This window comes from Serratia sp. root2 (assembly GCF_031931805.1).
In the GTDB taxonomy this organism is placed as follows: Bacteria; Pseudomonadota; Gammaproteobacteria; order Enterobacterales; family Enterobacteriaceae; genus Serratia; species Serratia inhibens.
The window spans coordinates 883,053-907,410 of record NZ_JAUJXB010000001.1; the positions used below are offsets into that span (position 1 = coordinate 883,053).

Annotated in this window: 20 protein-coding genes, 2 tRNA genes and 3 other RNA genes; 13 read left to right on the forward strand and 12 right to left on the reverse strand. The window is 51.8% G+C overall.

Going from position 1 to position 24,358, the window contains the following annotated elements:
- Positions 1-7: 7 nt before the first annotated feature.
- The 10 genes from QZQ97_RS04165 to QZQ97_RS04210 all read right to left on the reverse strand — a co-directional run bounded on the left by QZQ97_RS04165 (position 8) and on the right by QZQ97_RS04210 (position 4,701).
- On the reverse strand, positions 8-409 hold the full coding sequence (locus QZQ97_RS04165) for a pyrimidine (deoxy)nucleoside triphosphate diphosphatase (protein WP_311992376.1): 402 nt from the start codon (positions 407-409) through the stop codon (positions 8-10).
- 45 nt (positions 410-454) lie between these two features.
- Positions 455-1,261, reverse strand: coding sequence for an exodeoxyribonuclease III (xthA, locus tag QZQ97_RS04170; protein ID WP_006322599.1), 807 nt, complete (start codon positions 1,259-1,261; stop codon positions 455-457).
- 100 nt (positions 1,262-1,361) lie between these two features.
- Positions 1,362-1,934 carry a TIGR00730 family Rossman fold protein gene (locus QZQ97_RS04175; RefSeq protein WP_311992377.1) on the reverse strand — a complete coding sequence of 191 codons (573 nt, stop codon included), beginning with the start codon at positions 1,932-1,934 and terminating at the stop codon, positions 1,362-1,364.
- Between the two features lie 226 nt (positions 1,935-2,160).
- Positions 2,161-2,287: non-coding RNA, RtT sRNA (locus QZQ97_RS04180), on the reverse strand.
- 45 nt (positions 2,288-2,332) lie between these two features.
- Positions 2,333-2,459: non-coding RNA, RtT sRNA (locus QZQ97_RS04185), on the reverse strand.
- 45 nt (positions 2,460-2,504) lie between these two features.
- A tRNA-Tyr gene (locus tag QZQ97_RS04190) sits at positions 2,505-2,589 on the reverse strand.
- 126 nt (positions 2,590-2,715) lie between these two features.
- A non-coding RNA gene (locus tag QZQ97_RS04195) (RtT sRNA) lies at positions 2,716-2,842 on the reverse strand.
- 41 nt (positions 2,843-2,883) lie between these two features.
- Positions 2,884-2,968 (reverse strand) — tRNA-Tyr (locus QZQ97_RS04200).
- 292 nt (positions 2,969-3,260) lie between these two features.
- Positions 3,261-4,109, reverse strand: coding sequence for a formyltetrahydrofolate deformylase (purU, locus tag QZQ97_RS04205; protein WP_311992378.1), 849 nt, complete (start codon positions 4,107-4,109; stop codon positions 3,261-3,263).
- Between the two features lie 127 nt (positions 4,110-4,236).
- A complete protein-coding gene (locus tag QZQ97_RS04210) occupies positions 4,237-4,701 on the reverse strand; it encodes a YchJ family protein (protein WP_311992379.1) in 465 nt (154 codons plus the stop codon).
- A gap of 147 nt (positions 4,702-4,848) precedes the next feature.
- Between QZQ97_RS04210 and rssA the strand changes: the two genes are divergently transcribed.
- The 5 genes from rssA (at position 4,849) to QZQ97_RS04235 (ending at position 10,396) form a co-directional block, all read left to right on the forward strand.
- Positions 4,849-5,751: a patatin-like phospholipase RssA gene (gene rssA, locus QZQ97_RS04215; protein ID WP_311992380.1), complete on the forward strand. Its 903-nt coding sequence runs from the start codon at positions 4,849-4,851 to the stop codon at positions 5,749-5,751.
- A gap of 105 nt (positions 5,752-5,856) precedes the next feature.
- Positions 5,857-6,873, forward strand: coding sequence for a two-component system response regulator RssB (gene rssB / locus QZQ97_RS04220; RefSeq protein WP_311992381.1), 1,017 nt, complete (start codon positions 5,857-5,859; stop codon positions 6,871-6,873).
- A gap of 198 nt (positions 6,874-7,071) precedes the next feature.
- Positions 7,072-7,989: a UTP--glucose-1-phosphate uridylyltransferase GalU gene (galU, locus tag QZQ97_RS04225; protein ID WP_311992382.1), complete on the forward strand. Its 918-nt coding sequence runs from the start codon at positions 7,072-7,074 to the stop codon at positions 7,987-7,989.
- Between the two features lie 43 nt (positions 7,990-8,032).
- Positions 8,033-9,376, forward strand: a complete 1,344-nt coding sequence (locus QZQ97_RS04230; RefSeq protein ID WP_311992383.1) for a UDP-glucose dehydrogenase family protein — start codon at positions 8,033-8,035, stop codon at positions 9,374-9,376.
- Positions 9,377-9,385: 9 nt separating this feature from the next.
- Positions 9,386-10,396: an NAD-dependent epimerase gene (locus tag QZQ97_RS04235; RefSeq protein WP_311992384.1), complete on the forward strand. Its 1,011-nt coding sequence runs from the start codon at positions 9,386-9,388 to the stop codon at positions 10,394-10,396.
- Positions 10,397-10,615: 219 nt separating this feature from the next.
- On the opposite strand, the gene hns is transcribed toward QZQ97_RS04235, so the two are convergent.
- Positions 10,616-11,023 carry a histone-like nucleoid-structuring protein H-NS gene (gene hns, locus QZQ97_RS04240; protein ID WP_006321188.1) on the reverse strand — a complete coding sequence of 136 codons (408 nt, stop codon included), beginning with the start codon at positions 11,021-11,023 and terminating at the stop codon, positions 10,616-10,618.
- Between the two features lie 699 nt (positions 11,024-11,722).
- Here hns and QZQ97_RS04245 point away from each other — a divergent pair.
- Positions 11,723-12,307, forward strand: a complete 585-nt coding sequence (locus tag QZQ97_RS04245) for a thymidine kinase (protein WP_311992385.1) — start codon at positions 11,723-11,725, stop codon at positions 12,305-12,307.
- 126 nt (positions 12,308-12,433) lie between these two features.
- Here QZQ97_RS04245 and adhE read toward each other — a convergent pair whose 3' ends face one another.
- Positions 12,434-15,106, reverse strand: a complete 2,673-nt coding sequence (gene adhE, locus QZQ97_RS04250) for a bifunctional acetaldehyde-CoA/alcohol dehydrogenase (RefSeq protein WP_311992386.1) — start codon at positions 15,104-15,106, stop codon at positions 12,434-12,436.
- A 521-nt stretch (positions 15,107-15,627) separates the two neighbouring features.
- On the opposite strand from adhE, the gene QZQ97_RS04255 reads away from it, so the two are divergent.
- The 7 genes from QZQ97_RS04255 to oppF all read left to right on the forward strand — a co-directional run bounded on the left by QZQ97_RS04255 (position 15,628) and on the right by oppF (position 24,341).
- Positions 15,628-16,272: a YchE family NAAT transporter gene (locus QZQ97_RS04255; RefSeq protein ID WP_043912971.1), complete on the forward strand. Its 645-nt coding sequence runs from the start codon at positions 15,628-15,630 to the stop codon at positions 16,270-16,272.
- Between the two features lie 690 nt (positions 16,273-16,962).
- Positions 16,963-18,600 carry an ABC transporter substrate-binding protein gene (locus QZQ97_RS04260; protein ID WP_311992388.1) on the forward strand — a complete coding sequence of 546 codons (1,638 nt, stop codon included), beginning with the start codon at positions 16,963-16,965 and terminating at the stop codon, positions 18,598-18,600.
- Positions 18,601-18,750: 150 nt separating this feature from the next.
- Positions 18,751-20,388 (forward strand): oligopeptide ABC transporter substrate-binding protein OppA, encoded by a 1,638-nt coding sequence (gene oppA / locus QZQ97_RS04265; protein WP_311992389.1) that lies wholly within the window; start codon positions 18,751-18,753, stop codon positions 20,386-20,388.
- Positions 20,389-20,471: 83 nt separating this feature from the next.
- The gene (gene oppB, locus QZQ97_RS04270) at positions 20,472-21,392 is read left to right on the forward strand and encodes an oligopeptide ABC transporter permease OppB (protein WP_311992390.1); all 921 of its coding nucleotides are present in this window, start codon (positions 20,472-20,474) and stop codon (positions 21,390-21,392) included.
- A gap of 14 nt (positions 21,393-21,406) precedes the next feature.
- Positions 21,407-22,315, forward strand: coding sequence for an oligopeptide ABC transporter permease OppC (oppC, locus tag QZQ97_RS04275; RefSeq protein WP_006321181.1), 909 nt, complete (start codon positions 21,407-21,409; stop codon positions 22,313-22,315).
- 11 nt (positions 22,316-22,326) lie between these two features.
- Positions 22,327-23,343, forward strand: a complete 1,017-nt coding sequence (locus tag QZQ97_RS04280) for an ABC transporter ATP-binding protein (RefSeq protein WP_311992391.1) — start codon at positions 22,327-22,329, stop codon at positions 23,341-23,343.
- Positions 23,340-24,341: a murein tripeptide/oligopeptide ABC transporter ATP binding protein OppF gene (gene oppF / locus QZQ97_RS04285; protein WP_311992392.1), complete on the forward strand. Its 1,002-nt coding sequence runs from the start codon at positions 23,340-23,342 to the stop codon at positions 24,339-24,341. Before QZQ97_RS04280 ends, oppF begins: the two co-directional genes overlap by 4 nt.
- Positions 24,342-24,358: the final 17 nt, after the last annotated feature.

Here is a 24,358-nt window from a genome sequence, read left to right on the forward strand (position 1 = left end):
CAGGCGGTCAGTTTTTAGGTGGCAAAGAGGCAATATAAGCGGCTAACAGCGGCACATCCGCCGGGGCCAGTGAATAGTCGCCTGCCTGTTCCGGTGTTAGCCAGGCAAAATCAGAATGGCAGCGATTTTGTAATTCACCGCTGAATACCTCAATACGCCAGGCATGCAGCCGGATAATGCGTTCGTCGTGCTGCCACTGGTTGCTGGCGACGTAATTCCCTACGCTCGCCATAATCCCCAACTCTTCATCCAATTCACGTGCCAGCGCCTGCGGCTGGCTTTCGCCTTCTTCAACCTTGCCGCCGGGAAACTCCCACAACCCGGCCTGATCGCTGTTTGCATCACGTTGGGCCAGTAAAATTTTGCCATTCTTTTCAATGATGGCGGCGACGACGTCGATGATTTTCATGCATACCACATTGTGAAACCCCGGCTGCTGCCGGGGTTGGAGGAGTTACAGCGAGAATTCAGCCCAGACCGGGGCGTGGTCTGAAGGTTTTTCCATTCCGCGAATCTGATAATCGATGCCGGTTGCGGTGCAGCGCGCTGCCAGCGGCGTGCTGGCCAGCAGCAGGTCGATGCGTAGACCCCGGTTCTCGTCGAAGCCGCGTGAGCGGTAATCGAACCACGAGAACTCATCGTTGCGTTCTGGATTGGCATGGCGGTAGGTATCCACCAGACCCCAGCTCAGCAAGCGGTCCATCCATTCACGCTCTTCCGGAAGGAAAGAACATTTGCCGGTACGCAACCAACGTTTACGGCTTTCTTCACCGATACCGATATCGTAATCACTTGGGCTGATATTTACGTCGCCCATCACCAGCACCGGTGACTCCACGGACAGTTGCTGCTCCAGATAGTTTTGCAGATCCTGATAGAAGCGTGATTTGGCCGGGAACTTGATCGGATGGTCACGGCTTTCTCCCTGCGGAAAATAGCCATTAATGACGGTCAATGTGCCTTGAGGCGTAGCCAGATCGGCCATGATGATGCGACGCTGTGCGTCGTCATCGTCGGTAGGGAACCCGCGGCGTACGGCAATCGGCTCGTCTTTAGTCAGCAGTGCGACGCCGTAGTGGCCTTTTTGGCCGTGATAGAACACGTGATAGCCATGCTGGCTGACTTCTTCCAGTGGGAACATGTCATCGTGAACTTTGGTTTCCTGCAGGCCAATCACGTCGGGTTGATGCTGTTCGATAATTGCGGACAGTTGATGCGGACGCGCGCGCAGTCCATTGATATTGAAAGAGACAAACTTCATGAGCGGTGCCGTTTTCGCGAGAAAAATGTGTTGAGATAGTAGCAGAGTTTGGCCGGAAATGTAACGCAGGCCGGCGGCACTTGCCGCCAGCGGGATGGGATTATTTTGCCCAGCGATCGTAATTTTTCGGTTGATAATCGTCGAATTGTTGCAGCAGGGTATATGGTGATTCGCTGAGGTGCAGGGTACCGAGGTAGTCATGGCGCATAAAGCCCTGATCGGCTACGTGCAGCAGGAAATTGTTTAACGGTCGATAGAATCCATTTACATCCAGCAGGCCAACCGGCTTACTGTGATAACCGATCTGGCCCCAGGTCCAGATCTCGAACAGTTCTTCCAGGGTACCAATACCGCCGGGCAGGGCGATAAAACCGTCCGCCAGGGCCGCCATGCGTGCCTTGCGGGTGTGCATGTCTGGCACGACTTCCAGCTCGGTCAGACTACGATGCGCGGTTTCTGCTTCTACCAGCCGTTGAGGGATAATACCCACGGCTTCCCCACCGGCTTCAAGCACTGCGTCCGCCACAATGCCCATTAGCCCTTTTTTACCGCCGCCATAGATCAGGCGTCTGCCCTGGGTAGCAAGCGCTCGGCCCAATTGCCGAGCATTATCGGCATAAGCAGGGTTAACGCCTTCGCTGGCGCCACAAAAAACGCAGATATTGTTACGCATGCACTTTTTTCCTTACTGCATTAAAGAAGTCAGTGGTATAGCGAATTGTTGGCTGGAGTTCAAGTTGAGCCTGAGGTAAATGGTTAAGGTAACTGATAAATGTGACGTGCAACTATTTTGATGAGAAGTAGAACGGACTGCTCTTGTCGAAGCTTCTCATCCTTCCCCGATAGGGAATGACGGATTGCAACCAGGTTTGATTCAAGCTCGGAGGGGTATACAAGGATGGTGGTGGGGGAAGGATTATTCGCCGCTGTGCGACTCACCCTGCGGGCCGCGCTGAAGCGCGTTGTCTCACGATGTGAGACTCGAACCTTGTCGAAGCTTCTCATCCTTCCCCGATAGGGAATGACGGATTGCAACCAGGTTTGATTCAAGCTCGGAGGGGTATACAAGGATGGTGGTGGGGGAAGGATTATTCGCCGCTGCGCGACTCACCCTGCGGGCCGCGCTGAAGCGCGTTGTCTCACGATGTGAGACTCGAACCTTGTCGAAGCTTCTCATCCTTCCCCGATAGGGAATGACAGGTTGCAACCAGGTTTGATTCAAGTTCATAGGGGTATGCAAGGATGGTGGTGGGGGAAGGATTCGAACCTTCGAAGTCTGTGACGGCAGATTTACAGTCTGCTCCCTTTGGCCGCTCGGGAACCCCACCATGATATTCATGGATTTACAAATTGTCGTTCCGGTTTTACCCAGAAGAAACCTGGCCGGTTTCTTTTTCTCCTCAGTGTTTAATTCGGCTTCAGCTTTCGCTGTGCTCTCATCAACAGAGAGAAGATGGTGGTGGGGGAAGGATTATTCGTCTCTTCGTTCCTCACCCTTCGGGCCGCGCTAAAGCACGTTGTCTCACTGTGTGAGACTCGAACCTTGTCGAAGCTTCTCATCCTCCCCCTCGGTGTTTTATGTAGCTTCAGCTTTCGCTGTGCTCTCATCAACAGAGAGAAGATGGTGGTGGGGGAAGGATTCGAACCTTCGAAGTCTGTGACGGCAGATTTACAGTCTGCTCCCTTTGGCCGCTCGGGAACCCCACCACTGGCCTTGCTTGCGAAACGTCTGTCTCGGTAAGCGGGGCGCATCATATCAAATGAAACGCGTGTGTAAAGTATTGAAATGCAGAAAATGAATCGTTTGTCGTTTTTTTGCCCGCGACGGTGCATTCCTGAACGAAAGGCGCCGCTTTATACCCCAGACCTTTCAAGTGGCAGCATTTTTGGCTGCGCTTGCTTACCCCAGGAGTGCGAATAGATTAGCGCCTGCAATACCTGGGGACTAGCGAGTTGGCCTCCCGGCTGCAACTTGAAATTTATGCGGTATATCAATCCATTACAGAATAACCGTTCGGTTACCGTAAACAAATACTCGCTGCGCCAACACATGATACAACGCGCGGCTGAGCGCATTTTTCTCAACGTCACGCCCGGCACGCATCATATCTTCAGCAGAGTAAGTGTGATCAACATGAATCACGTCCTGCATGATGATCGGGCCTTCATCCAGATTATCGTTAACGTAGTGCGCGGTAGCGCCGATGATTTTTACTCCGCGTTCATAAGCCTGATGATAAGGCCGCGCGCCAATAAAGGCCGGCAGGAACGAATGGTGGATATTGATCACCTGGTTCGGGTAGTGCTGAACGAATGCCGGAGTCAGCACGCGCATATATTTGGCCAGCACCACGTAATCCGGCTGATATTGGTCGATCTGGGCCACCATTTTTTGATCGTGCTGGTCGCGCGTGAGCCCTTCATGGCTGACCAGATGAAACGGAATATCGAAGCGTTCCACCAGTGTTTGCAGCGTATCGTGGTTGCCGATAACTGCCGCAATCTCTACATCCAGGCCGCCGTATGCGCTTTTCATCAGCAAATCGCCCAGGCAATGTGCTTCTTTGGTCACCAGCACCACAATGCGGCGACGGCCGGAGTTGTGCAGTTCGCGAACGGAGCCTGTCGGCAGCGCACTGTCGAGATCTGCCAACAGCGTGGTGTCATTGAAGATGCCTTCCAGTTCGGTACGCATAAAGAAACGTCCGGTACGGTGATCAACAAACTCATTGTTTTGAACAATATTGAGTTCATGTTTGTAGCAAATGTTGGTGATCTTGGCGATCAGGCCTTTGGCATCCGGACAAATGGTGCGCAAAACTTTTCTTTGTACATTTTGGTGTGGCATGGGAATGAGGATCCTGTCTGATACTGAACGTCCTGTCTGTGCAGGCGAGAGTTTTTATAGTCTTCATCTTCAAGCCGAAGCTTTGTCGGCCGTGGCTCGAACTCTATGGGGGCACAGTGATAATTGGCTAGCGCCCGCAGCACTTTTTATATTTTTTACCTGAACCACAGGGGCAAATTGCATTTCTGCCAGGCTGGGGTTTGGTTCCGTCAATATAGTACCAGCGTTGGTCAAACTGAAGGAAGCGCGAACGCTCATGCATCGCCTTGTGTTCGTCGCTGCCGGTGTCAACGAAGCGCGCAACGAATTCTACAAAACCTTCCCCGGCATCATGGCCTTCCCTTTCTTCCACCACGGTCAGGCCAAGCCATTCGGTGCCTTTGAAGCTGTCGACGATGGACTTGCGCCACTCACCGGCGTGGCAATCGGGATGCCAGGTGGCAATCAGATAATCAACGTTGTGTTTCACATAGGCGGTAAAGCGCGAGCGCATTAACGTGCCTGGCGTGGGAGCGGGTCTGACCCCGTTAATGTAGGGTTTGCAGCATGCGCTATACTCCAGACCGCCGCCGCAGGGGCATAATTCAGGCAAGGTAGCTCCTAAAATGGCCGGAACGCAAAAGAACGGGCCAATTATGATGAAAAGAATTTAGCGCATATGTTACCTAACATTATTCGGTCGTGACAATCTACGCTGACGGCTGGTTTGATACAATTCACCGGGCAAAGGGCAGACGTTATGCGACAAATTAAAGTGGGGTTGGCATTGGGGGCGGGGGCAGCCAAAGGCTGGGCGCATATCGGCGTTATCAATGCGCTAAAGAAAATGGGCGTTGAGGTCGATATAGTAGCCGGTTGCTCGGTTGGCGCGTTAGTCGGCGCCGCATTTGCCTGCCATCGTTTGCCGGCCATGGAAACGTGGGTGCGTTCGTTCAGCTATTGGGATGTCATTCGGCTGATGGATTTGTCCTGGCAGCGGGGCGGGTTGTTGCGGGGTGAACGGGTCTTCAATGTGGTGGGACAGTTGTTAAAGATCGATGATATTGCCGAGTGCTCGCTGAAATTTGGTGCCGTAGCGACTAATCTGAGTACTGGGCGGGAGCTGTGGTTGACGAAAGGGGATATTCATCAGGCGGTGCGTGCTTCATGCAGCATGCCCGGTTTGTTGGCGCCGGTGTGGTTCGACGGCTATTGGCTGGTGGATGGCGCCGTGGTAAACCCGGTCCCCATCTCGTTAACCCGCGCGATGGGCGCCGACATCGTCATCGCCGTTGATCTGCAACATGATGCGCATTTGATGCAGCAGGATTTGTTCTCGGTCCGTCATGATGAGCAAGAGCCGAACGAGCTTCCTGCCCGTAACTGGCGGGGGCGTTTGCGGGAGCGAATCGGTAAGATGACGTTGAGAAAGCCCAATTTCACGCCAACGGCGATGGAAATCATGGGGACTTCGATACAGGTGTTGGAGAATCGTCTGAAACGCAACCGTATGGCAGGGGATCCTCCCGATGTATTGATCCAACCTTATTGCCCACAGATTTCAACGCTGGACTTTCACCGCGCTCATGAGGCGATTGAAGCTGGTCAACTGGCGGTGGAAAAACAGATCGATATGTTGTTGCCATTGATAAAAAATAAATAACTGCCGGTTCCAGAGGGCGCAACGTGCGGTTGGGAAATTTTCCGGCAAGCGTAAATGACCTTTTTGAGCCACTATTACACTATGAAAAGGGAAGAGGCTCGGCTGATGGCATTACCATTCACTCACAAGCGCATTTTGGTCGTTGAGGACGAACTGGTGTTTCGTTCCGTGCTTGTCGGCTATTTGAAATCGTTGGGGGCGGAGACCAGTGAAGCGACCAATGGTTTGCAGGCGCTGAGTGCCGTAGACGATGTTCATCCCGATTTAATCTTGTGCGATCTTGCCATGCCGGAAATGGGGGGAATCGAATTTGTCGAACATCTGCGGCTGCAAGGCGTGCAAATCCCTGTGCTGGTGATTTCGGCTACGGATAAAATGGCGGATATTGCCAAAGTATTGCGATTGGGCGTCCAGGATGTGTTGCTAAAACCGGTGGCCGATCTCAACCGGCTGCGTGAGGCGGTATTGGGGTGTTTGTATCCCAATATGTTTACCTCCCCGGCTCTGGAAGAAGCCGACCTGTTCAAAGATTGGGATGCGCTGAGTAAAAATCCTTCTGAAGCGGTAAAATTGCTCAAACAACTTCAGCCGCCAGTGCAACAGACCGTAGCTCATTGTCGGATCAATTATCGCCAATTAACCACCAGCGAGAATCCGGGCCTGGTGTTGGATATAGCAGCGTTGTCGGATAAGGATCTCGCTTTCTATTGCCTGGATGTAACTCGTGCCGGCGATAATGGCGTATTGGCGGCACTGTTGCTGCGGGCTTTATTTAATGGATTATTGCAGGATCATTTAGCTAATCAGCGTCATCGGTTACCGCAAATGACGGCATTGTTAAAGCAAGTTAATCAATTATTGCGACAAGGCAAGCTGGAAGGGCAATTCCCGTTGTTGGTCGGTTATTATCACGCCGAATATAAAAACCTGATTCTGGTTTCCGCCGGCCTGCATGCCAATGTGAATACCGGTGACAATCAAATCCAACTGAGCAACGGTGTGCCTTTGGGCATGCTGGGCGCAACCTACATGAACCAAATCAGCCAGCATTGTTCCGCCTGGCAGTGCCAGGTCTGGGGCTCTGGGGGCAGGCTGAGGCTGATGCTCAGCGCCGAACAGTAAGCAGTTGTAAAATGTTATTTGAAATTCAAATATTGAACCTGCTTATTTTTATCTCAAAAAATCTGATTAGGTAATTGTCCTAAATTTTTTCTATTTGCGCTCAGACTAATGCCAGGCAGACATAAGCTGGTATACTCCGAAGGTTTTTTGTGTGGCAGATGAAGCTCATAAAACGAGCGCTATTAGAGAGAGGAAATAATGCCTGCTGTAAATCGTAAAGTCAGAAAAGCAGTGATCCCGGTTGCAGGCTTGGGAACACGAATGTTGCCGGCGACAAAAGCCATCCCAAAAGAAATGTTGCCGCTGGTTGACAAGCCATTGATCCAGTACGTGGTCAATGAATGCATTGCGGCAGGGATTAATGAAATTGTGCTGGTAACCCACTCCTCCAAAAATTCGATTGAAAACCATTTCGATACCAGTTTTGAGCTGGAAGCGATGTTGGAAAAACGTGTTAAACGTCAGTTGCTGGATGAAGTTCAGTCTATCTGCCCAAAGGGCGTCACCGTGATGCAAGTGCGTCAGGGCGTAGCGAAAGGCCTTGGGCACGCCATCATGTGCGCTTATCCGTTGGTGGGTGATGAGCCGGTTGCCGTAATTTTGCCGGACGTGATCCTTGATGAATACAGCGCCGATCTGAAAAGAGACAATTTGCACGAAATGCTGCAGCGGTTCGAACAAACCGGTATCAGCCAGATCATGGTCGAGCCTGTGCCGCAGAAAGATGTCGGCAATTATGGCGTAGCGGATTGCAAGGGCTATCAACTGCAGGCGGGTGAAAGCGCTCCGATGGTTAGCGTGGTGGAGAAACCCTCGCCAGAAGACGCGCCGTCAAATCTGGCCATTGTGGGCCGTTATGTACTTTCTGCCGATATCTGGCCGTTGCTGGCAAAAACGCCTCCGGGTGCCGGCGGAGAGATTCAGCTTACCGATAGCATTGAAATGCTGATGCAACAGGAAACGGTAGAAGCCTACCACCTCAAAGGGGTGAGCCATGACTGCGGCAACAAGCTGGGCTACATGCAGGCTTTCGTCGAGTATGGCCTGCGCCATGCCAGCCTTGGCAAAGAATTTTCTCAGTGGTTGCAACAGTTGCTGGCCGCTGATAAGAAGTAATTTATTTATCTTTCGTCTTAATTTGAAAAACTAGGATTTTCCCATGAAAGTAACAGTTTTTGGTATTGGCTATGTTGGCCTGGTGCAGGCTGCGGTACTGGCCGAAGTCGGTCATGACGTTATGTGTATTGATGTAGACGAGCGTAAAGTCGAAAACCTGAAAAAAGGGAATATCCCTATTTTTGAACCTGGTCTGACGCCGTTGGTGCAACAGAACTTTGAAGCTGGGCGTTTGCACTTCACCACTGATGCCAAAGCCGGCGTTGCACATGGCACCATTCAGTTTATTGCAGTGGGGACGCCACCGGACGAAGACGGCTCTGCCGATCTGAAATACGTGACTGCCGTAGCGCGCACCATCGCGGAACATATGACCGATCGCAAAGTGGTGATCGATAAATCTACGGTTCCGGTCGGTACCGCAGATAAAGTCCGCCAGGTGATGGAAGAAACCCTGAAGAAACGCGGTAGCACAGTGCCATTCGACGTGGTTTCCAATCCGGAGTTCCTGAAAGAAGGCGCGGCGGTTGCGGACTGCATGCGTCCGGAGCGTATTGTCATCGGTACCGATAACAAAGAGGTTATCGAGCCAATCCGTGAGCTTTACGAGCCGTTCAACCGCAATCACGATCGTATGATCATGATGGATATCCGCAGCGCCGAGCTGACCAAATATGCCGCCAACTGCATGCTGGCGACCAAGATCAGCTTTATGAACGAAATGTCTAACCTGGCTGAAATGCTGGGAGCTGATATTGAGAAAGTGCGTCAGGGGATCGGTTCTGACTCGCGTATCGGTTACCACTTCATTTACCCTGGCTGTGGTTACGGCGGTTCCTGTTTCCCGAAAGACGTTCAAGCGCTGATCCGCACCGCGGAGCATATTGGCTACCAGCCAAAACTGCTGCAGGCGGTAGAGCAGGTTAACTATCAGCAAAAATATAAGCTGACCAAATTTATCAAACATCACTTCGGTGAAGATCTGAAAGGCAAAACCTTCGCATTGTGGGGGCTGGCATTCAAGCCGAATACCGACGACATGCGTGAGGCATCCAGCCGTGTGTTGATGGAGCAGCTGTGGGAGGCGGGTGCTATCGTTCAGGCCTTCGATCCAGAGGCTATGAACGAAGTTCAGCGTATCTATGGTCAGCGTGATGACCTGAAGTTGGTAGGTACCAAAGAAGCTGCGCTGCAAGGTGCTGACGCTCTGGTTATCTGTACCGAATGGCAGAACTTCCGCGCGCCTGACTTCGACGTGATTAAAGGTACTCTGAAACAGCCGGTAATCTTTGACGGCCGTAACCTGTTTGATCCGGAACGTCTGGAAAGCCGTGGTTTCACGTATTATGCAATCGGCCGTGGCGCTTCCATTCAGCCGGTTATCTAAGGGGTTAACATGAAATTTCTGGTTACGGGCGCTGCAGGGTTTATTGGTTATCACGTTGCCGAGCGTTTATTGGCTGGCGGGCATCAGGTTGTGGGTATCGACAATCTGAATGATTATTACGATGTGGGCCTGAAAATGGCCCGCCTTGAATTGCTTTCAGATAAATCCGACTTTCAGTTTATTAAGCTGGACCTGGCCGATCGCGAAGGTATGGCGGAGCTGTTTGCAGAGCAGAAGTTTCAACGGGTGATTCATCTTGGTGCACAGGCGGGCGTGCGTTATTCGCTGGAAAATCCTCTGGCCTACGCGGATGCCAATCTCATTGGGCATTTAAACGTGCTGGAAGGGTGTCGCCACAATAAAGTTGAGCATCTGTTATATGCCTCTTCCAGTTCGGTATACGGTCTGAACCGCAAACTGCCATTTTCGACAGAAGACTCTGTTGATCATCCGGTGTCATTGTATGCGGCCACCAAAAAAGCCAATGAGCTGATGTCGCACAGCTATTCCCATTTATATGGTATTCCGACCACAGGTCTGCGCTTCTTTACCGTATATGGCCCATGGGGCCGTCCAGATATGGCATTGTTTAAATTTACCAAGGCCATATTGGCGGGCGAAAGTATCGATGTATATAACCACGGTGAGATGCACCGTGACTTTACCTACATTGACGACATTGCTGAGGCTATTGTGCGGTTGCAGGCGGTTATTCCTCAAGCGGATGCAGCATGGACGGTCGAGCAGGGTTCACCGGCGACCAGTTCTGCACCATACCATGTCTATAATATCGGCAATAGCAGCCCAGTGAAGCTGATGGAATATATTCACGCACTGGAGCAGGCGTTAGGGATTGAGGCGCACAAGAATATGCTGCCGATGCAACCTGGTGACGTTTTAGATACCAGTGCCGATACCGCCGATCTTTATCGTGTCATCGGCTTCAAACCGGAAACCAGCGTTGAAGAAGGCGTGAAACGCTTTGTTGAGTGGTATAAGTCATTTTATACGGTTCAGTAATTGAACAGATGAGCAATGTTATTAAGGGGCTATGGCCCCTTTTTTTATGACTTGGAAAAACGGCTGGGTGCCCCGTAGTTATCAGGGATAAGAAGAGTGAAGGGGTTATGCGTGTATCGGATATTTGCCTAAAAGCTAAGCTGCGGGGCAGGGACGCAGAAAATACGCATAACAAAAAGGCTCCTCAAGGGAGCCTTTTTAACATGCAGCGAAACGCTATTACAGCAGGAAATCGTCCAGGGATTTACCTTGCTCTTCGATAGCTTTCTTAATCACTGCTGGGGTACGGCCTTGGCCGGTCCAGGTTTTCAGTTCGCCGTTTTCGTCTTTATATTGGTATTTGGCTGGACGTGCTGCACGTTTGGCTTTACCGGCAGCTTTAGTTGCAGCCATAGTTTGCAGCAGTTCATTTGGGTCAATACCGTCGGCAATCAGCATTTCACGATATTGCTGCAATTTACGAGTGCGTTCTTCCACTTCTGCTTGAGCCTGGCTGTCTTCTTCGCGACGTTCGTTCACAACAACTTCCAGTTTTTCAAGCATCTCTTCCAGCGTTTCCAGACTGCATTCTCTTGCCTGTGCGCGTAGAGTACGGATGTTGTTCAAAATCTTTAATGCTTCGCTCATTGTCCTAGTCTCAAATTATATTGGTGGGGGGCGTCTGGATAATAATAGAGTGCTCTTTTCTTTTCTGCAATAGCCAAATTGAAAGGAGTACTCAAATTTATCTTTAAAAAAACGATTAATCGGAACGGTCCGACTAATATAGGTAGGGATGTTAAGTATTACAACCTCCATTTTTAAGTCAAATTTTCAACAGGTGCACTATGTTTGACGGGGCTGCAAGGCATTTATGGCTGAGTTATAATTGTGTTTTATATCAATATTACGATGAATTCTGTGGGTTCAATCACGCGTTTTAGTCTGCAAACATTGTAAACAATGGGGGTATGCAGGTAAAGATAACGTCAAGAACTGTGCCTTTGCCTGTTTTATGTCATTAAATTTCTCGGCGTCACCCCGGAGGGGCTAATAGATTTGAACCTGCAGCGGGGGGGCGATGGTGCAGCGGCTTCTCGCCACCTGCTTAACCATTAATGCTGAGGGCAAATCATTAGCGGCAATTAATAGTGATGGCGGGCAAAGATTATCCTGTAAATAGATGTAAAAGAGGTGCAGGGTCAGAACGAAATGTTTCATTTGAAAGCCTGCTATTACCTTTGCCGGGATATTGATCCGAGAGCATGAGCCGGCAGACGGCTTATGGTACACTTGGCGCTTGAATCAATGTCTGAATATTTCTTATACCATTGGAGTTGCGGGCCCATGGCTCAACTTTATTTTTATTATTCTGCTATGAATGCGGGAAAATCCACCGCACTGTTACAATCTTCATATAACTATCAAGAACGTGGTATGCGCACGCTGGTGTTTACTGCTGAAATCGATCACCGTTTTGGCGTCGGTAAGGTGAGTTCGCGCATCGGGTTGTCGTCCCAGGCGCAGCTCTATAATAATGATTCCATGCTCTATACCATGATTGCTCAGGAACATCAGCAGCAGCCGGTACACTGCGTATTATTGGATGAAAGCCAATTCTTGACGAAAGCGCAAGTTGAGCAATTGTGCGACGTAGTTGACCAACTGGATATTCCGGTGCTGTGCTATGGGCTGCGCACCGACTTCCTGGGTGAGCTGTTCATGGGCAGTCAATATTTGCTGGCCTGGGCGGATAAGCTGGTGGAGTTGAAAACTATCTGCCATTGCGGTCGCAAGGCGAATATGGTGCTAAGGCTGGATGAAAGCGGTCAGGCAATGCATGCGGGTGAACAGGTGGTGATAGGCGGTAACGAGAGCTATGTGTCCGTTTGTCGCAAACATTACAAGGAAGCCATACACACGCAGGAGTGAACCTCTGGGGCGGCGTAGCGTGCTTTGTGGGGCGTTTTGGCGCTATTGAGCTGATAGGTCGAGTGGATTATCCCGCAGCATAAAAAAAACCGCCTTTCGGCGGTTTTTTGTCGGCTCAATGAACCGTTATTTTTTGGACTTTTTTTCCGCTTTGGCCGCAACCGGTGCAACCACAACCTCTTCATCATCCGCTTCGCTGAACTTACGGCCGTAGAAGGTATCCAGCATGATTTGCTTCAGTTCGGCAATCAGCGGATAACGCGGGTTGGCGCCGGTACATTGGTCGTCGAAAGCGTCTTCGGACAGTTTGTCGACCTTCGCAAGGAAATCGGCTTCCTGCACGCCGGCTTCACGGATGGAAGCAGGGATGCCCAGCTCTGTTTTGATCTCATCCAGCCATACCAGCAGTTTCTCGATTTTTTGCGCGGTACGGTCGCCCGGGGCGCTCAGGCCGAGGTGGTCGGCGATCTCAGCGTAGCGACGACGTGCCTGTGGGCGGTCGTACTGGCTGAAAGCCGTCTGCTTGGTCGGATTGTCGTTCGCGTTATAGCGAATGACGTTGGAGATCAACATGGCGTTGGCCAAGCCGTGCGGGATGTGGAACTCAGAGCCCAGTTTGTGGGCCATGGAGTGGCAAACCCCCAGGAAGGCGTTGGCAAACGCGATACCGGCAATGGTTGCGGCGTTGTGCACACGCTCACGGGCTACCGGGTTCTTGGCGCCTTCTTTATAGCTGGCAGGCAGATATTCTTTCAGCAATTTCAGCGCTTGCAGCGCCTGGCCGTCAGAGTATTCGTTCGCCAGTACCGAAACATAAGCTTCCAGCGCGTGGGTAACCGCATCCAGGCCGCCGAAGGCACACAGCGATTTCGGCATGTTCATCACCAGATTGGCGTCAACGATCGCCATATCTGGCGTCAGCGCATAGTCAGCCAGTGGGTATTTCTGGCCGGTCGCATCGTCGGTCACTACCGCAAACGGCGTGACTTCAGAACCGGTGCCTGAGGTGGTGGTGACGGCAATCATTTTCGCTTTGACGCCCATTTTCGGGAACTTGTAGATACGTTTACGGATATCCATAAAGCGCAGCGCCAGGTCTTCGAAATGGGTTTCCGGGTGTTCGTACAAGACCCACATGATTTTCGCAGCATCCATCGGTGAACCGCCGCCCAACGCGATGATCACGTCTGGCTTGAAGGAGTTCATCTGCTCGGCGCCTTTGCGCACGATGGACAGCGTTGGGTCAGCTTCTACCTCAAAGAATACTTCTGTTTCAATGCCGTGCGATTTCAGAACCGTGGTGATCTGGTCTGCATAGCCGTTATTGAACAGGTAGCGGTCGGTCACAATGAAGGCGCGTTTTGCCCCGTCGGTCGCTACTTCTTCCAGCGCGATAGGCAGTGAGCCACGGCGGAAGTAGATTGATTTCGGAAGTTTATGCCACAACATGTTTTCTGCTCGCTTCGCTACAGTTTTCTTGTTGATCAGGTGTTTTGGACCGACGTTTTCAGAGATGGAGTTCCCCCCCCATGAACCGCAGCCCAGCGTCAATGACGGAGCGAGTTTAAAGTTGTACAGGTCACCGATACCCCCCTGAGATGCCGGGGTGTTGATCAGGATACGTGCGGTTTTCATCTTGTCGCCGAAGAAGGCAACACGTTCCGGCTGGTTATCCTGGTCGGTATACAGGCACGACGTATGGCCGATACCGCCCATGGCGACCAGTTTTTCGGCTTTGCTGACGGCGTCTTCAAAGTCTTTGGCACGATACATTGCCAGCGTCGGAGAGAGTTTCTCGTGAGCGAAAGGTTCGGATTCATCAACCAGCTTCACTTCACCGATCAGCACCTTGGTGCTTGCGGGCACTTTAATACCGGCCATTTCGGCAATTTTCGGTGCAGACTGTCCAACGATGGCCGCGTTCAGCCCGCCGTTTTTCAGAATGATGTCCTGGACCGCTTTCAGCTCTTTGCCTTGCAGCAGGTAGCCGCCATGGGAGGCGAAACGTTCACGCACTGCATCATAGATGGAGTCCACAACGATGACAGACTGCTCGGAGGCGCAAATGACACCGCTGTCGAAGGTTTTAGACATCAGGATCGAGGCAACAACGCGTTTGATATCCGCAGTTTCGTCAACCACTACCGGGGTGTTACCGGCACCGACGCCGATGGCTGGTTTGCCGGAGCTATAGGCGGCTTTCACCATGCCAGGGCCGCCGGTAGCGAGGATCAGGTTGATGTCCGGGTGGTGCATTAACTGGTTGGACAGTTCAACGGTAGGCTGGTCAATCCAGCCGACGATGTCTTTTGGCGCCCCGGCGGCAATCGCTGCCTGCAGCACGATATCCGCGGCTTTATTGGTGGCGTTTTTCGCACGTGGGTGCGGAGAGAAGATAATGCCGTTGCGGGTTTTCAGGCTGATTAACGCCTTGAAAATAGCCGTAGAAGTAGGGTTGGTGGTCGGCACGATACCGCAAATCAGACCGATAGGCTCGGCGATGGTGATGGTACCGAAAGTATCGTCTTCGGACAGGATACCGCAGGTTTTTTCATCTTTATAAGCGTTGTAGATATACTCTGAAGCGAAGTGGTTTTTGATCACTTTATCTTCAACGATACCCATGCCGGACTCGGCAACGGCCATTTTAGCCAGAGGAATACGGGCATCGGCAGCGGCGAGGGCAGCAGCGCGGAAGATTTTATCAACTTGCTCTTGAGTGAAGTTGGCATATTCGCGCTGGGCTTTTTTGACACGTGCAACTAGCTCGTTCAGTTCAGCGACATTCGTTACAGCCATAATGCTCTCCTGATAATGTTAAACTCTTTCAGTAAATAAGCCGTGCGAGCAACTAGTATAGACACCCAAGCGGAAAATGCTGCTTAAAAACAAGGGCTTTACATACAATAGCAACGCATGCTGCTGATTTGCTTAAAGAGCTTTCCCACGGTTTCTGGGGAGAAACGGCGGGCTGAACAGAGATACCTCTTTTTCCTTAACCTGTTCTACTCCCTGACTACGACTAAGAACTTAACTACTCTTGGTTAGCGATTTTGTGATTTAAATCATGAAAAGTGCAAGCTGACACCATTCAGCCTGAGTTGTTGAGAATTGTTCTTGATAACCGCAGGGCAGGCGTGTTTTTTAAACATAAAAAATCATAAACCGTACATTCATTTAACAATAGCAAATTATTTCAGATTATTTGTTCTTAAAGGATAAAAATGCTGCATTCGGCCAATGGATTACCCGTGGCAATTCCATTACATTAGCGCGCGTAGGCAGTATCACTTTTCAGAGCTATTTAAGCGGAGTCATTTGTGGGCCAATCTCTGTTGGATTTTTCCGGCTACATTAAATTTTTTGTCGGCCTGTTTGCGCTGGTGAACCCGGTGGGCATTTTGCCGGTGTTTATCAGTATGACCAGCTATCAGGCAGCGGCCGGGCGCAATAAAACGAACATGACCGCCAACCTGTCGGTCGCCATTATTCTGTGGACCTCGTTGTTTCTGGGGGAAGGGATTTTGCGCATGTTCGGCATCTCCATTGATTCGTTCCGCATTGCCGGCGGCATTCTGGTGGTGACCATCGCTATGTCGATGATCAGCGGCAAGTTGGGTGAAGATAAACAGAACAAACAAGAAAAATCAGAGAGCGCGATCCGTGAAAGCATTGGCGTAGTGCCGTTGGCGTTGCCACTGATGGCGGGGCCGGGCGCTATCAGTTCTACAATAGTCTGGAGTTCCCGCTACCATAACTGGCAAAACCTGCTGGGTTTTAGCCTGGCGATTGCATTGTTTGCCTTCTGCTGTTGGTTGCTGTTCCGTGCCGCTCCTTTGCTGGTGCGTCTACTGGGGCAAACCGGCATCAACGTTATCACCCGTATTATGGGGTTGCTGCTGATGGCATTGGGTATCGAGTTTATTGTGACCGGTATTAAAGCCATATTCCCGGGGCTGTTGTAATCAGGTCAGTGAGTCGCGAATAGGATAATTCGCGACTCAAATTAATTTTAAAAATTAAAATTAATTATTAGCTCGCATTAATATAGTGCGTAATATGAATGAATTTTCTTCACTTGCACCACTATGTGGCATAAATCTCACTTTACTGCTCAATAAAAGCTCTAAGCGTTATTTTTAACCCTTATCTTGCGCCTTTTTTGCCCTTTATAGCCTGCCTAACGTCAAATCTGCTGTTAATTTAGTCACATCATTCTGTAGGGCTTGTCTCGCTTTCATCCAGGTGTTATTAGTGATTAACCGCGTATAAGCAGGTGTTTGTTCTTTGAACTGCCACTTTGTTAACTGAATGTTTCTTTGTTGTGCTTGCCGGTCTGTCTCGCGGAGCCTGTACAATGATTTTTTTAATTTTTATCAATAAAATCATTGTGTTGATATGCTCCTTGGTTACCTGCTCGGGTATGCGGCAAATCGCACTTTGGTCAATAAAAGAGAATTGCTTAACATTTTCGTAAAAATTATTGGCTATGGAATTTAGCTTCTGCTAATTTCCGAGCAACTTTATACGCTTAATTAATTGCAAAGCGTCGTCAAAGTGGGAACGATTCTTGCTGGTGTCCGTTATTTAGAATTCTTATAAATACTTCACGAATATCGATAAGCAATGCTTGTTGGTGAAAAGGAGCCTCGACTATGCAGCAAACAATGAAGCGCACGCCGTTGACCACGTTCTTTGCCGGCATGCTGAGTCTCAGTGCCGTTTATTCCGTACAGGCGGCCGATGTCCCGGCCGGGGTGCAATTGGCCCAACAGCAAAACATTGTGATCAACAACGGCAGCGAAGTCGCTTCATTGGACCCGCACAAGGTCGAAGGAACACCTGAAAGCAATATCATCCTTAACCTGCTGGAAGGATTGGTCAGCACCGACGCCAATGGGCATGTGGTGCCGGCCGCCGCCGTAACCTGGGAAAACCGGGATTTCAAAACCTGGACTTTCCACCTGCGCGCGGATGCGGTGTGGAGCGACGGTTCCCCGGTTACCGCACAGGACTTTGTCTACAGCTGGCAGCGTCTGGTCGATCCCAAAATCGGCTCCCCCTACGCCAGCTATTTGCAATACGCCAAAATTGAAAACGTCGACGCTATCCTGACCGGCAAGAAAAGCCCGCAAACCCTTGGTGTCAAGGCTATTGATGACAAGACGCTGCAGGTTCAACTGAGTGAGCCGGTGCCGTACTTTGTCAGCATGTTGAGCCATACCTCGCTGAAACCGGTAAAACGAGCGGTAGTTGAAAAGTTTGGCGACAAATGGACATTGCCCGCCAACTATGTCGGCAATGGCGCTTACCGCCTGAAAGAGTGGGTGGTGAATGAGCGCATTGTGCTTGAGCGCAACCCGACCTACTGGAACAACAAGAAAACGATCATCGACCAGGCGACGTTCTTGCCGATCGCTTCAGAAGTCAGTGACGTCAACCGTTTCCGCAGCGGTGAGATTGATATCACCAACAGTGCTATTCCGCCGAACCTGTTCGTGAAGATGAAAAAAGAAATCCCGGAGCAGCTGCACGTTAACCCGTTCCTGTGCACGTTCTATTACGAGATCAATAATCAGCGCGCACCTTTTACCGACGTCCGGGTGCGCACTGCGGTGAAGCTAACGCTCGATCGCGACATCATCGCCAACAAAATCATGGGCCAGGGCCAGATCCCGGCGTACAACTTCACCCCAACCTTTACCGATGGCGCCAGGTTCACCGCGCCGGAATGGGCGGGCTGGAGCCAGGAACAGCGTAATGCCGAAGCGAAAAAGCTGTTGGCGCAAGCCGGTTTCACTGCGGAGAAACCCTTGAAATTCACGCTGTTGTACAACACTTCAGATCAAAACAAACAACAGGCGATCGCTGCGGCTTCGATGTGGAAGAAAAACCTCGGGGCGGATGTCACATTGCGCAATCAGGAGTGGAAAACCTCGCTGGAAAGCCGCCATCAAGGTCAGTACGACGTGGCGCGTGCAACCTGGTGCGGCGATTATAACGAGCCAAGCGCCTTCCTGAATCTGGTGGTATCCAATAGCAGCATTAACACCATTTTCTACAAGAGCCCGGCATTCGATGCCCTGATGGCGAGTACGCTGAAGGCGCCGGATGAGGCTGCACGCGCCGCTATTTACCAACAGGCAGAAGCGCAGTTGGATAAAGATTCGGCGTTGGTCCCGGTGTATTACCGCGTCAGCGCGCGCCTGATCAGGCCGTCGGTGGGGGGCTTTACCGGTAAAGATCCGCTGGATTATACCGACGTAAAAAATCTGTACATCATCAAGCAGTAAAAGGGGTATTACGCCACGCCAACAACGGTGAGTAATACAGGGAAGGCCGTCTGCCGCATTCGTTCACCTGCAGTCGGTATAACAAGGTCCGCTCACGGGCAACGCAGGCTCCACGATGAGTCTGTGATAATAAAAAACTGGAGTATATCAATGACCAACATCACGAAAAAAACCATCCTTGCCGCCGGCATCCTTGCTGCGCTAGGCATCACAGCAACCGGAAGCGCAATTGCTGCCGTCGTGCCTGCAGGCGTGCAACTGGCAGAGAAACAAGAGATCGTTAAAAACAACGGTTCGGAAGTACAGTCGCTGGATCCGCATAAAATCGAAGGCGTGCCGGAAAATAACGTAACGCGCGATCTGATGGAAGGTCTGGCCAACAACAGTCCGGATGGGTCCATTGTGCCGGGTGTGGCGGAAAGCTGGGATAACAAAGATTTTAAAGTCTGGACCTTCCACCTGCGTAAGGACGCGAAATGGTCGAACGGCAAACCGGTAACGGCGCAAGATTTCGTGTATAGCTGGCAACGCGTGGTGGATCCGAAAACCGCATCCCCTTATGCCAGCTATCTGCAATACGCCCACGTAGAAAACGTGGATGACATCATTGCCGGGAAGAAAGACAAATCTACCCTGGGAGTGAAAGCCATTGATGATCACACCTTCCAGGTGACCCTGACCGAGCCGGTACCTTACCTGGTTGAAATGACTCCGCACTACGCGATGAAACCGGTGTTTAAAGACGCCGTAGAGAAGTATGGCGAGAAGTGGACTCTACCAGCCAACTACGTCAGCAACGGCGCTTACAAACTGAAAGATTGGGTAGTCAACGAACGCATCGTACTGGAACGTAACCCGGAATATTGGGACAACGCGAAAACCATCATTAATAAAGTCACGTTCCTGCCAATTGCGTCGGAAGTGACCGACGTTAACCGCTACCGTACCGGTGAAATCGACATGACTTACAACAACATGCCGATCGAGCTGTTCCAGAAGCTGAAAAAAGAGATCCCGAAAGAAGTTCATGTTGATCCGTACCTGTGTACCTATTACTACGAAATCAACAACCAGAAAGCGCCGTTTACCGATGAGCGCGTACGTGAAGCGCTGAAACTGGGCCTGGACCGCGACATCATCACCAATAAAGTGAAAAACCAGGGTGACCTGCCTGCCTACAGCTTCACGCCGCCTTATACCGATGGCGCCAAGTTGACTCCGCCTGAATGGTTCGGTTGGACGCAGGAAAAACGCAACGAAGTGGCGAAGAAACTGCTGGCAGACGCGGGTTACGGCCCAGGCAAACCGCTGACTTTCTCGCTGCTGTACAACACCTCAGATCTGCACAAGAAGCTGGCGATTGCCGCCGCCTCCATCTGGAAGAAAAACCTGGGTGTGGATGTGAAGCTGGTGAACCAGGAGTGGAAAACCTTCCTGGATACCCGTCATCAGGGTACCTATGACGTATCTCGCGCCGGCTGGTGTGCGGACTACAACGAACCTAGCTCATTCCTGAACATGATGTTGTCTGACAGCAGCAGTAATACCCCGCACTATAAGAGCGCGGAGTTCGACAAGCTGATGGCCAACGTGTTGACGGCGAAAACCAAAGAAGAGCGCGCCGAGCTGTATCAGAAAGCCGAAGTTCAGCTGGATAAAGACTCCGCCATCGTTCCGGTTTATTACTATGTGAATGCCCGTCTGGTGAAACCTTATGTTGGTGGTTACACCGGCCAAGACCCGCTTGATAACGTGTACGACAAAAACCTGTACATCATCAAGCATTGATACGGTAAGTGCCGGCGGTGTGAACCGCCGGCCCATGTTGAGAATAATAAGCCGTTATCAGGCTGCAGCACAGGGTTAGGGCAATGCTAAAATTTATATTTCGTCGCTTGTTAGAAGCGATCCCGACACTATTTATCCTTATCACCATTTCCTTCTTTATGATGCGTTTGGCCCCCGGCAGCCCATTTACCGGCGAGCGCGCATTGCCGCCGGAAGTGATGGCCAATATCGAAGCCAAATACCATTTGAATGATCCTATCTGGAAACAGTACGGCCACTATCTGGCCCAGCTCGCGCAAGGCGATTTTGGCCCGTCCTTCAAATACAAGGATTATTCGGTCAACGATCTGGTGGCTGCCTCTTTCCCGGTTTCAGCCAAATTGGGCCTGGCCGCGTTTTTGCTGGCAGTGATATTGGGGGTTAGCGCCGGCGTCATTGCCGCACTGAATCAAAATACCAAATGGGATTATACGGTAATGGGCTTTGCCATGACCGGGGTGGTTATTCCCAGTTTCGTGGTGGCGCCGTTACTGGTGTTGATTTTCGCCATCACGCTGAAATGGCTGCCGGGTGGCGGTTGGAACGGCGGGGCACCGAAATTTATCATCCTGCCGATGGTGGCGTTATCGCTGGCCTATATTGCCAGTATCGCCCGTATTACGCGCGGATCGATGATTGAAGTGCTGCACTCGAACTTTATTCGTACCGCTCGCGCCAAGGGCTTGCCAATGCGCCGTATCATTCTGCGCCATGCATTGAAGCCTGCGTTATTGCCGGTGCTTTCCTATATGGGGCCTGCCTTTGTCGGTATCATCACCGGTTCTATGGTGATCGAAACCATTTATGGCCTGCCGGGTATCGGCCAACTTTTCGTTAACGGTGCACTGAACCGTGACTATTCTCTGGTATTGAGCCTGACCATTCTGGTGGGCGGCCTGACTATTTTATTTAACGCGATCGTGGACGTGCTGTACGCCGTTATCGATCCAAAAATTCGTTATTAAGCTGGAGCACGCAAATGATGTTGACGAAAAAGAACAGCGAAGCTCTGGAACACTTCAGCGAAAAGCTGGAAGTGGAAGGGCGAAGCCTGTGGCAGGATGCTCGCCGCCGCTTTGTGCATAACCGTGCGGCGGTCAGCAGCCTGTTTGTGCTGGCGCTGATTACCCTGTTTGTGATTGTAGCCCCGTGGCTGTCTCAGTTCGCCTATGACGATACCGACTGGGCGATGATGTCGGCCGCACCGAGTCTTGAATCGGCGCATTACTTCGGCACGGACTCCTCCGGTCGCGATTTGCTGGTGCGCGTGGCGATTGGCGGGCGCATCTCGCTGATGGTCGGCGTGGCTGCGGCGCTGGTGGCGGTGATTGTCGGTACCTTGTACGGCGCGATGTCAGGTTACCTGGGCGGTAAAACCGACTCGGTAATGATGCGCTTGCTGGAGATCCTCAACTCCTTCCCGTTCATGTTCTTCGTGATCTTGCTGGTGACCTTCTTCGGCCAAAATATCCTGTTGATCTTTGTGGCGATCGGCATGGTGTCGTGGCTGGATATGGCGCGTATTGTGCGCGGGCAAACCCTGAGCTTAAAGCGCAAAGAATTTATCGAAGCGGCATTGGTGTGCGGGGTTTCAACCCGAAATATCGTACTGCGCCATATCGTGCCTAACGTGCTCGGCGTGGTAGTGGTGTACGCCTCATTGCTGGTGCCGAGCATGATCCTGTTCGAATCCTTCCTCAGCTTCCTGGGGCTGGGCACGCAGGAGCCGTTAAGCAGTTGGGGCGCATTGCTCAGCGATGGCGCCAACTCGATGGAAGTTTCACCGTGGTTGCTGCTGTTCCCGGCGGGTTTCCTGGTTGTCACTCTGTTTTGTTTCAACTTTATCGGCGATGGTCTGCGTGACGCCCTCGACCCGAAAGATCGTTAAGGAGTGCCATCATGAGCACCATTGAAAACCCGCAGTTGCAAACCGGCGCCGTCGCCAAATCGCCGTTGCTGCTGGATGTGAAAGACCTGCGCGTGACCTTCGGCACCCCGGACGGTGACGTGACGGCAGTGAACGATCTGAACTTTGATCTGCGGGCCGGTGAAACCTTGGGCATCGTCGGTGAGTCCGGTTCAGGCAAATCCCAGACCGCTTTTGCGTTGATGGGGCTGTTGGCCAGCAATGGCCGTATTGGCGGCTCGGCCAAGTTTAATGGCCGCGAAATCCTCAATCTGCCGGAAAAACAGCTCAACAAGCTGCGGGCGGAAGAGATTTCGATGATCTTCCAGGATCCGATGACGTCGCTTAACCCTTATATGCGCGTTGGCGAGCAGCTGATGGAAGTGCTGATGTTGCATAAGAAAATGAGTAAAAGCGAAGCCTTCGAAGAGTCGGTGCGCATGCTTGATGCAGTAAAAATGCCGGAAGCGCGCAAACGCATGCGCATGTATCCGCATGAGTTCTCAGGCGGTATGCGCCAGCGCGTGATGATCGCCATGGCGTTGTTGTGCCGGCCCAAGTTGTTGATTGCCGACGAACCGACCACCGCACTGGATGTGACGGTTCAGGCGCAGATTATGACGCTGTTGAATGAGCTGAAGCGAGAGTTCAATACGGCCATCATCATGATCACTCACGATCTGGGCGTGGTGGCAGGTATCTGTAACAAGGTGCTGGTAATGTACGCCGGGCGCACGATGGAATACGGCAGCGCACGTGATGTGTTTTATCACCCGAGTCACCCTTACTCCATCGGTCTGCTGAATGCGGTTCCGCGGCTGGATGCCGAAGGTGAAGCCTTGATGACCATTCCCGGCAACCCGCCGAACCTGCTGCGTCTGCCGAAAGGCTGCCCGTTCCAGCCTCGTTGTCAGTTTGCGATGGAACAATGCGCGAGCGCTCCGCCGTTGGAGCAGTTTGGTGAAGGGCGCCTGCGCGCCTGCTTTAAACCGGTGGAGGCGTTGGTATGACAGCGGTAACCGACAAGAAAGTGTTGCTCGAAGTGGCCGATTTGAAAGTGCACTTCGACATTCATGATGACAAACAGTGGTTCTGGCAGCCGGCAAAAACCCTCAAGGCGGTCGACGGCGTGACGCTGCGGTTGTTCGAAGGGGAAACGCTGGGCGTGGTTGGCGAATCCGGTTGCGGAAAGTCGACCTTCGCCCGCGCCATTATCGGCCTGGTGAAAGCCACCAGCGGGCGCGTTGCCTGGTTAGGTAAGGATCTGCTCGGCATGAGCGATGCCGACTGGCGCAAAACGCGTAGCGATATCCAGATGATCTTCCAGGATCCGCTGGCCTCGCTGAACCCACGCATGACCATCGGTGAAATCATCGCCGAGCCGCTGCGCACCTATTATCCGAAAATGCCGCGTCAGGAAGTGAAGGACAAGGTGAAGGCGATGATGCTGAAGGTGGGCTTGTTGCCAAACCTGATCAACCGCTATCCGCATGAGTTTTCCGGCGGCCAGTGCCAGCGTATCGGTATTGCACGTGCGCTGATCCTGGAACCGAAATTGGTGATCTGTGACGAGCCGGTCTCCGCGCTGGACGTGTCGATTCAGGCGCAGGTGGTGAATCTGTTGCAGCAGCTGCAGTGTGAAATGGGGTTGTCGCTCATCTTCATCGCCCATGACCTGGCGGTCGTTAAGCACATCTCTGACCGCGTGCTGGTGATGTATCTGGGTCATGCGGTGGAGCTGGGGACCTACGATGAGGTGTACCACAACCCGCAGCACCCGTACACCAAAGCGCTGATGTCGGCGGTGCCGATCCCGGATCCGGACAAGGAGAGGGAAAAACAGATCCAACTGCTGGAAGGGGAGCTGCCTTCGCCGATCAATCCGCCGTCAGGCTGCGTGTTTCGCACCCGCTGCCCGATTGCCGGGCCAGAATGCGCCAAAACCCGGCCGCTGCTGGAGGGGAGTTTCCGCCATGCGGTGTCGTGCCTGAAAGTCGATCCTTTATAATTTACCCGCCGCATTTC

Excerpts from the sequence above, each read along its gene's own strand:
- QZQ97_RS04165 (WP_311992376.1), bottom strand. The coding sequence starts at position 409 with ATGAAAATCATCGACGTCGTCGCCGCCATCATTGAAAAGAATGGCAAA.
- xthA (WP_006322599.1), bottom strand. The coding sequence starts at position 1,261 with ATGAAGTTTGTCTCTTTCAATATCAATGGACTGCGCGCGCGTCCGCAT.
- QZQ97_RS04175 (WP_311992377.1), bottom strand. The coding sequence starts at position 1,934 with ATGCGTAACAATATCTGCGTTTTTTGTGGCGCCAGCGAAGGCGTTAAC.
- purU (WP_311992378.1), bottom strand. The coding sequence starts at position 4,109 with ATGCCACACCAAAATGTACAAAGAAAAGTTTTGCGCACCATTTGTCCG.
- rssA (WP_311992380.1), top strand. The coding sequence starts at position 4,849 with ATGCGACAAATTAAAGTGGGGTTGGCATTGGGGGCGGGGGCAGCCAAA.
- rssB (WP_311992381.1), top strand. The coding sequence starts at position 5,857 with ATGGCATTACCATTCACTCACAAGCGCATTTTGGTCGTTGAGGACGAA.
- galU (WP_311992382.1), top strand. The coding sequence starts at position 7,072 with ATGCCTGCTGTAAATCGTAAAGTCAGAAAAGCAGTGATCCCGGTTGCA.
- QZQ97_RS04230 (WP_311992383.1), top strand. The coding sequence starts at position 8,033 with ATGAAAGTAACAGTTTTTGGTATTGGCTATGTTGGCCTGGTGCAGGCT.
- QZQ97_RS04235 (WP_311992384.1), top strand. The coding sequence starts at position 9,386 with ATGAAATTTCTGGTTACGGGCGCTGCAGGGTTTATTGGTTATCACGTT.
- hns (WP_006321188.1), bottom strand. The coding sequence starts at position 11,023 with ATGAGCGAAGCATTAAAGATTTTGAACAACATCCGTACTCTACGCGCA.
- QZQ97_RS04245 (WP_311992385.1), top strand. The coding sequence starts at position 11,723 with ATGGCTCAACTTTATTTTTATTATTCTGCTATGAATGCGGGAAAATCC.
- adhE (WP_311992386.1), bottom strand. The coding sequence starts at position 15,106 with ATGGCTGTAACGAATGTCGCTGAACTGAACGAGCTAGTTGCACGTGTC.
- QZQ97_RS04260 (WP_311992388.1), top strand. The coding sequence starts at position 16,963 with ATGCAGCAAACAATGAAGCGCACGCCGTTGACCACGTTCTTTGCCGGC.
- oppA (WP_311992389.1), top strand. The coding sequence starts at position 18,751 with ATGACCAACATCACGAAAAAAACCATCCTTGCCGCCGGCATCCTTGCT.
- oppB (WP_311992390.1), top strand. The coding sequence starts at position 20,472 with ATGCTAAAATTTATATTTCGTCGCTTGTTAGAAGCGATCCCGACACTA.
- oppC (WP_006321181.1), top strand. The coding sequence starts at position 21,407 with ATGATGTTGACGAAAAAGAACAGCGAAGCTCTGGAACACTTCAGCGAA.
- QZQ97_RS04280 (WP_311992391.1), top strand. The coding sequence starts at position 22,327 with ATGAGCACCATTGAAAACCCGCAGTTGCAAACCGGCGCCGTCGCCAAA.
- oppF (WP_311992392.1), top strand. The coding sequence starts at position 23,340 with ATGACAGCGGTAACCGACAAGAAAGTGTTGCTCGAAGTGGCCGATTTG.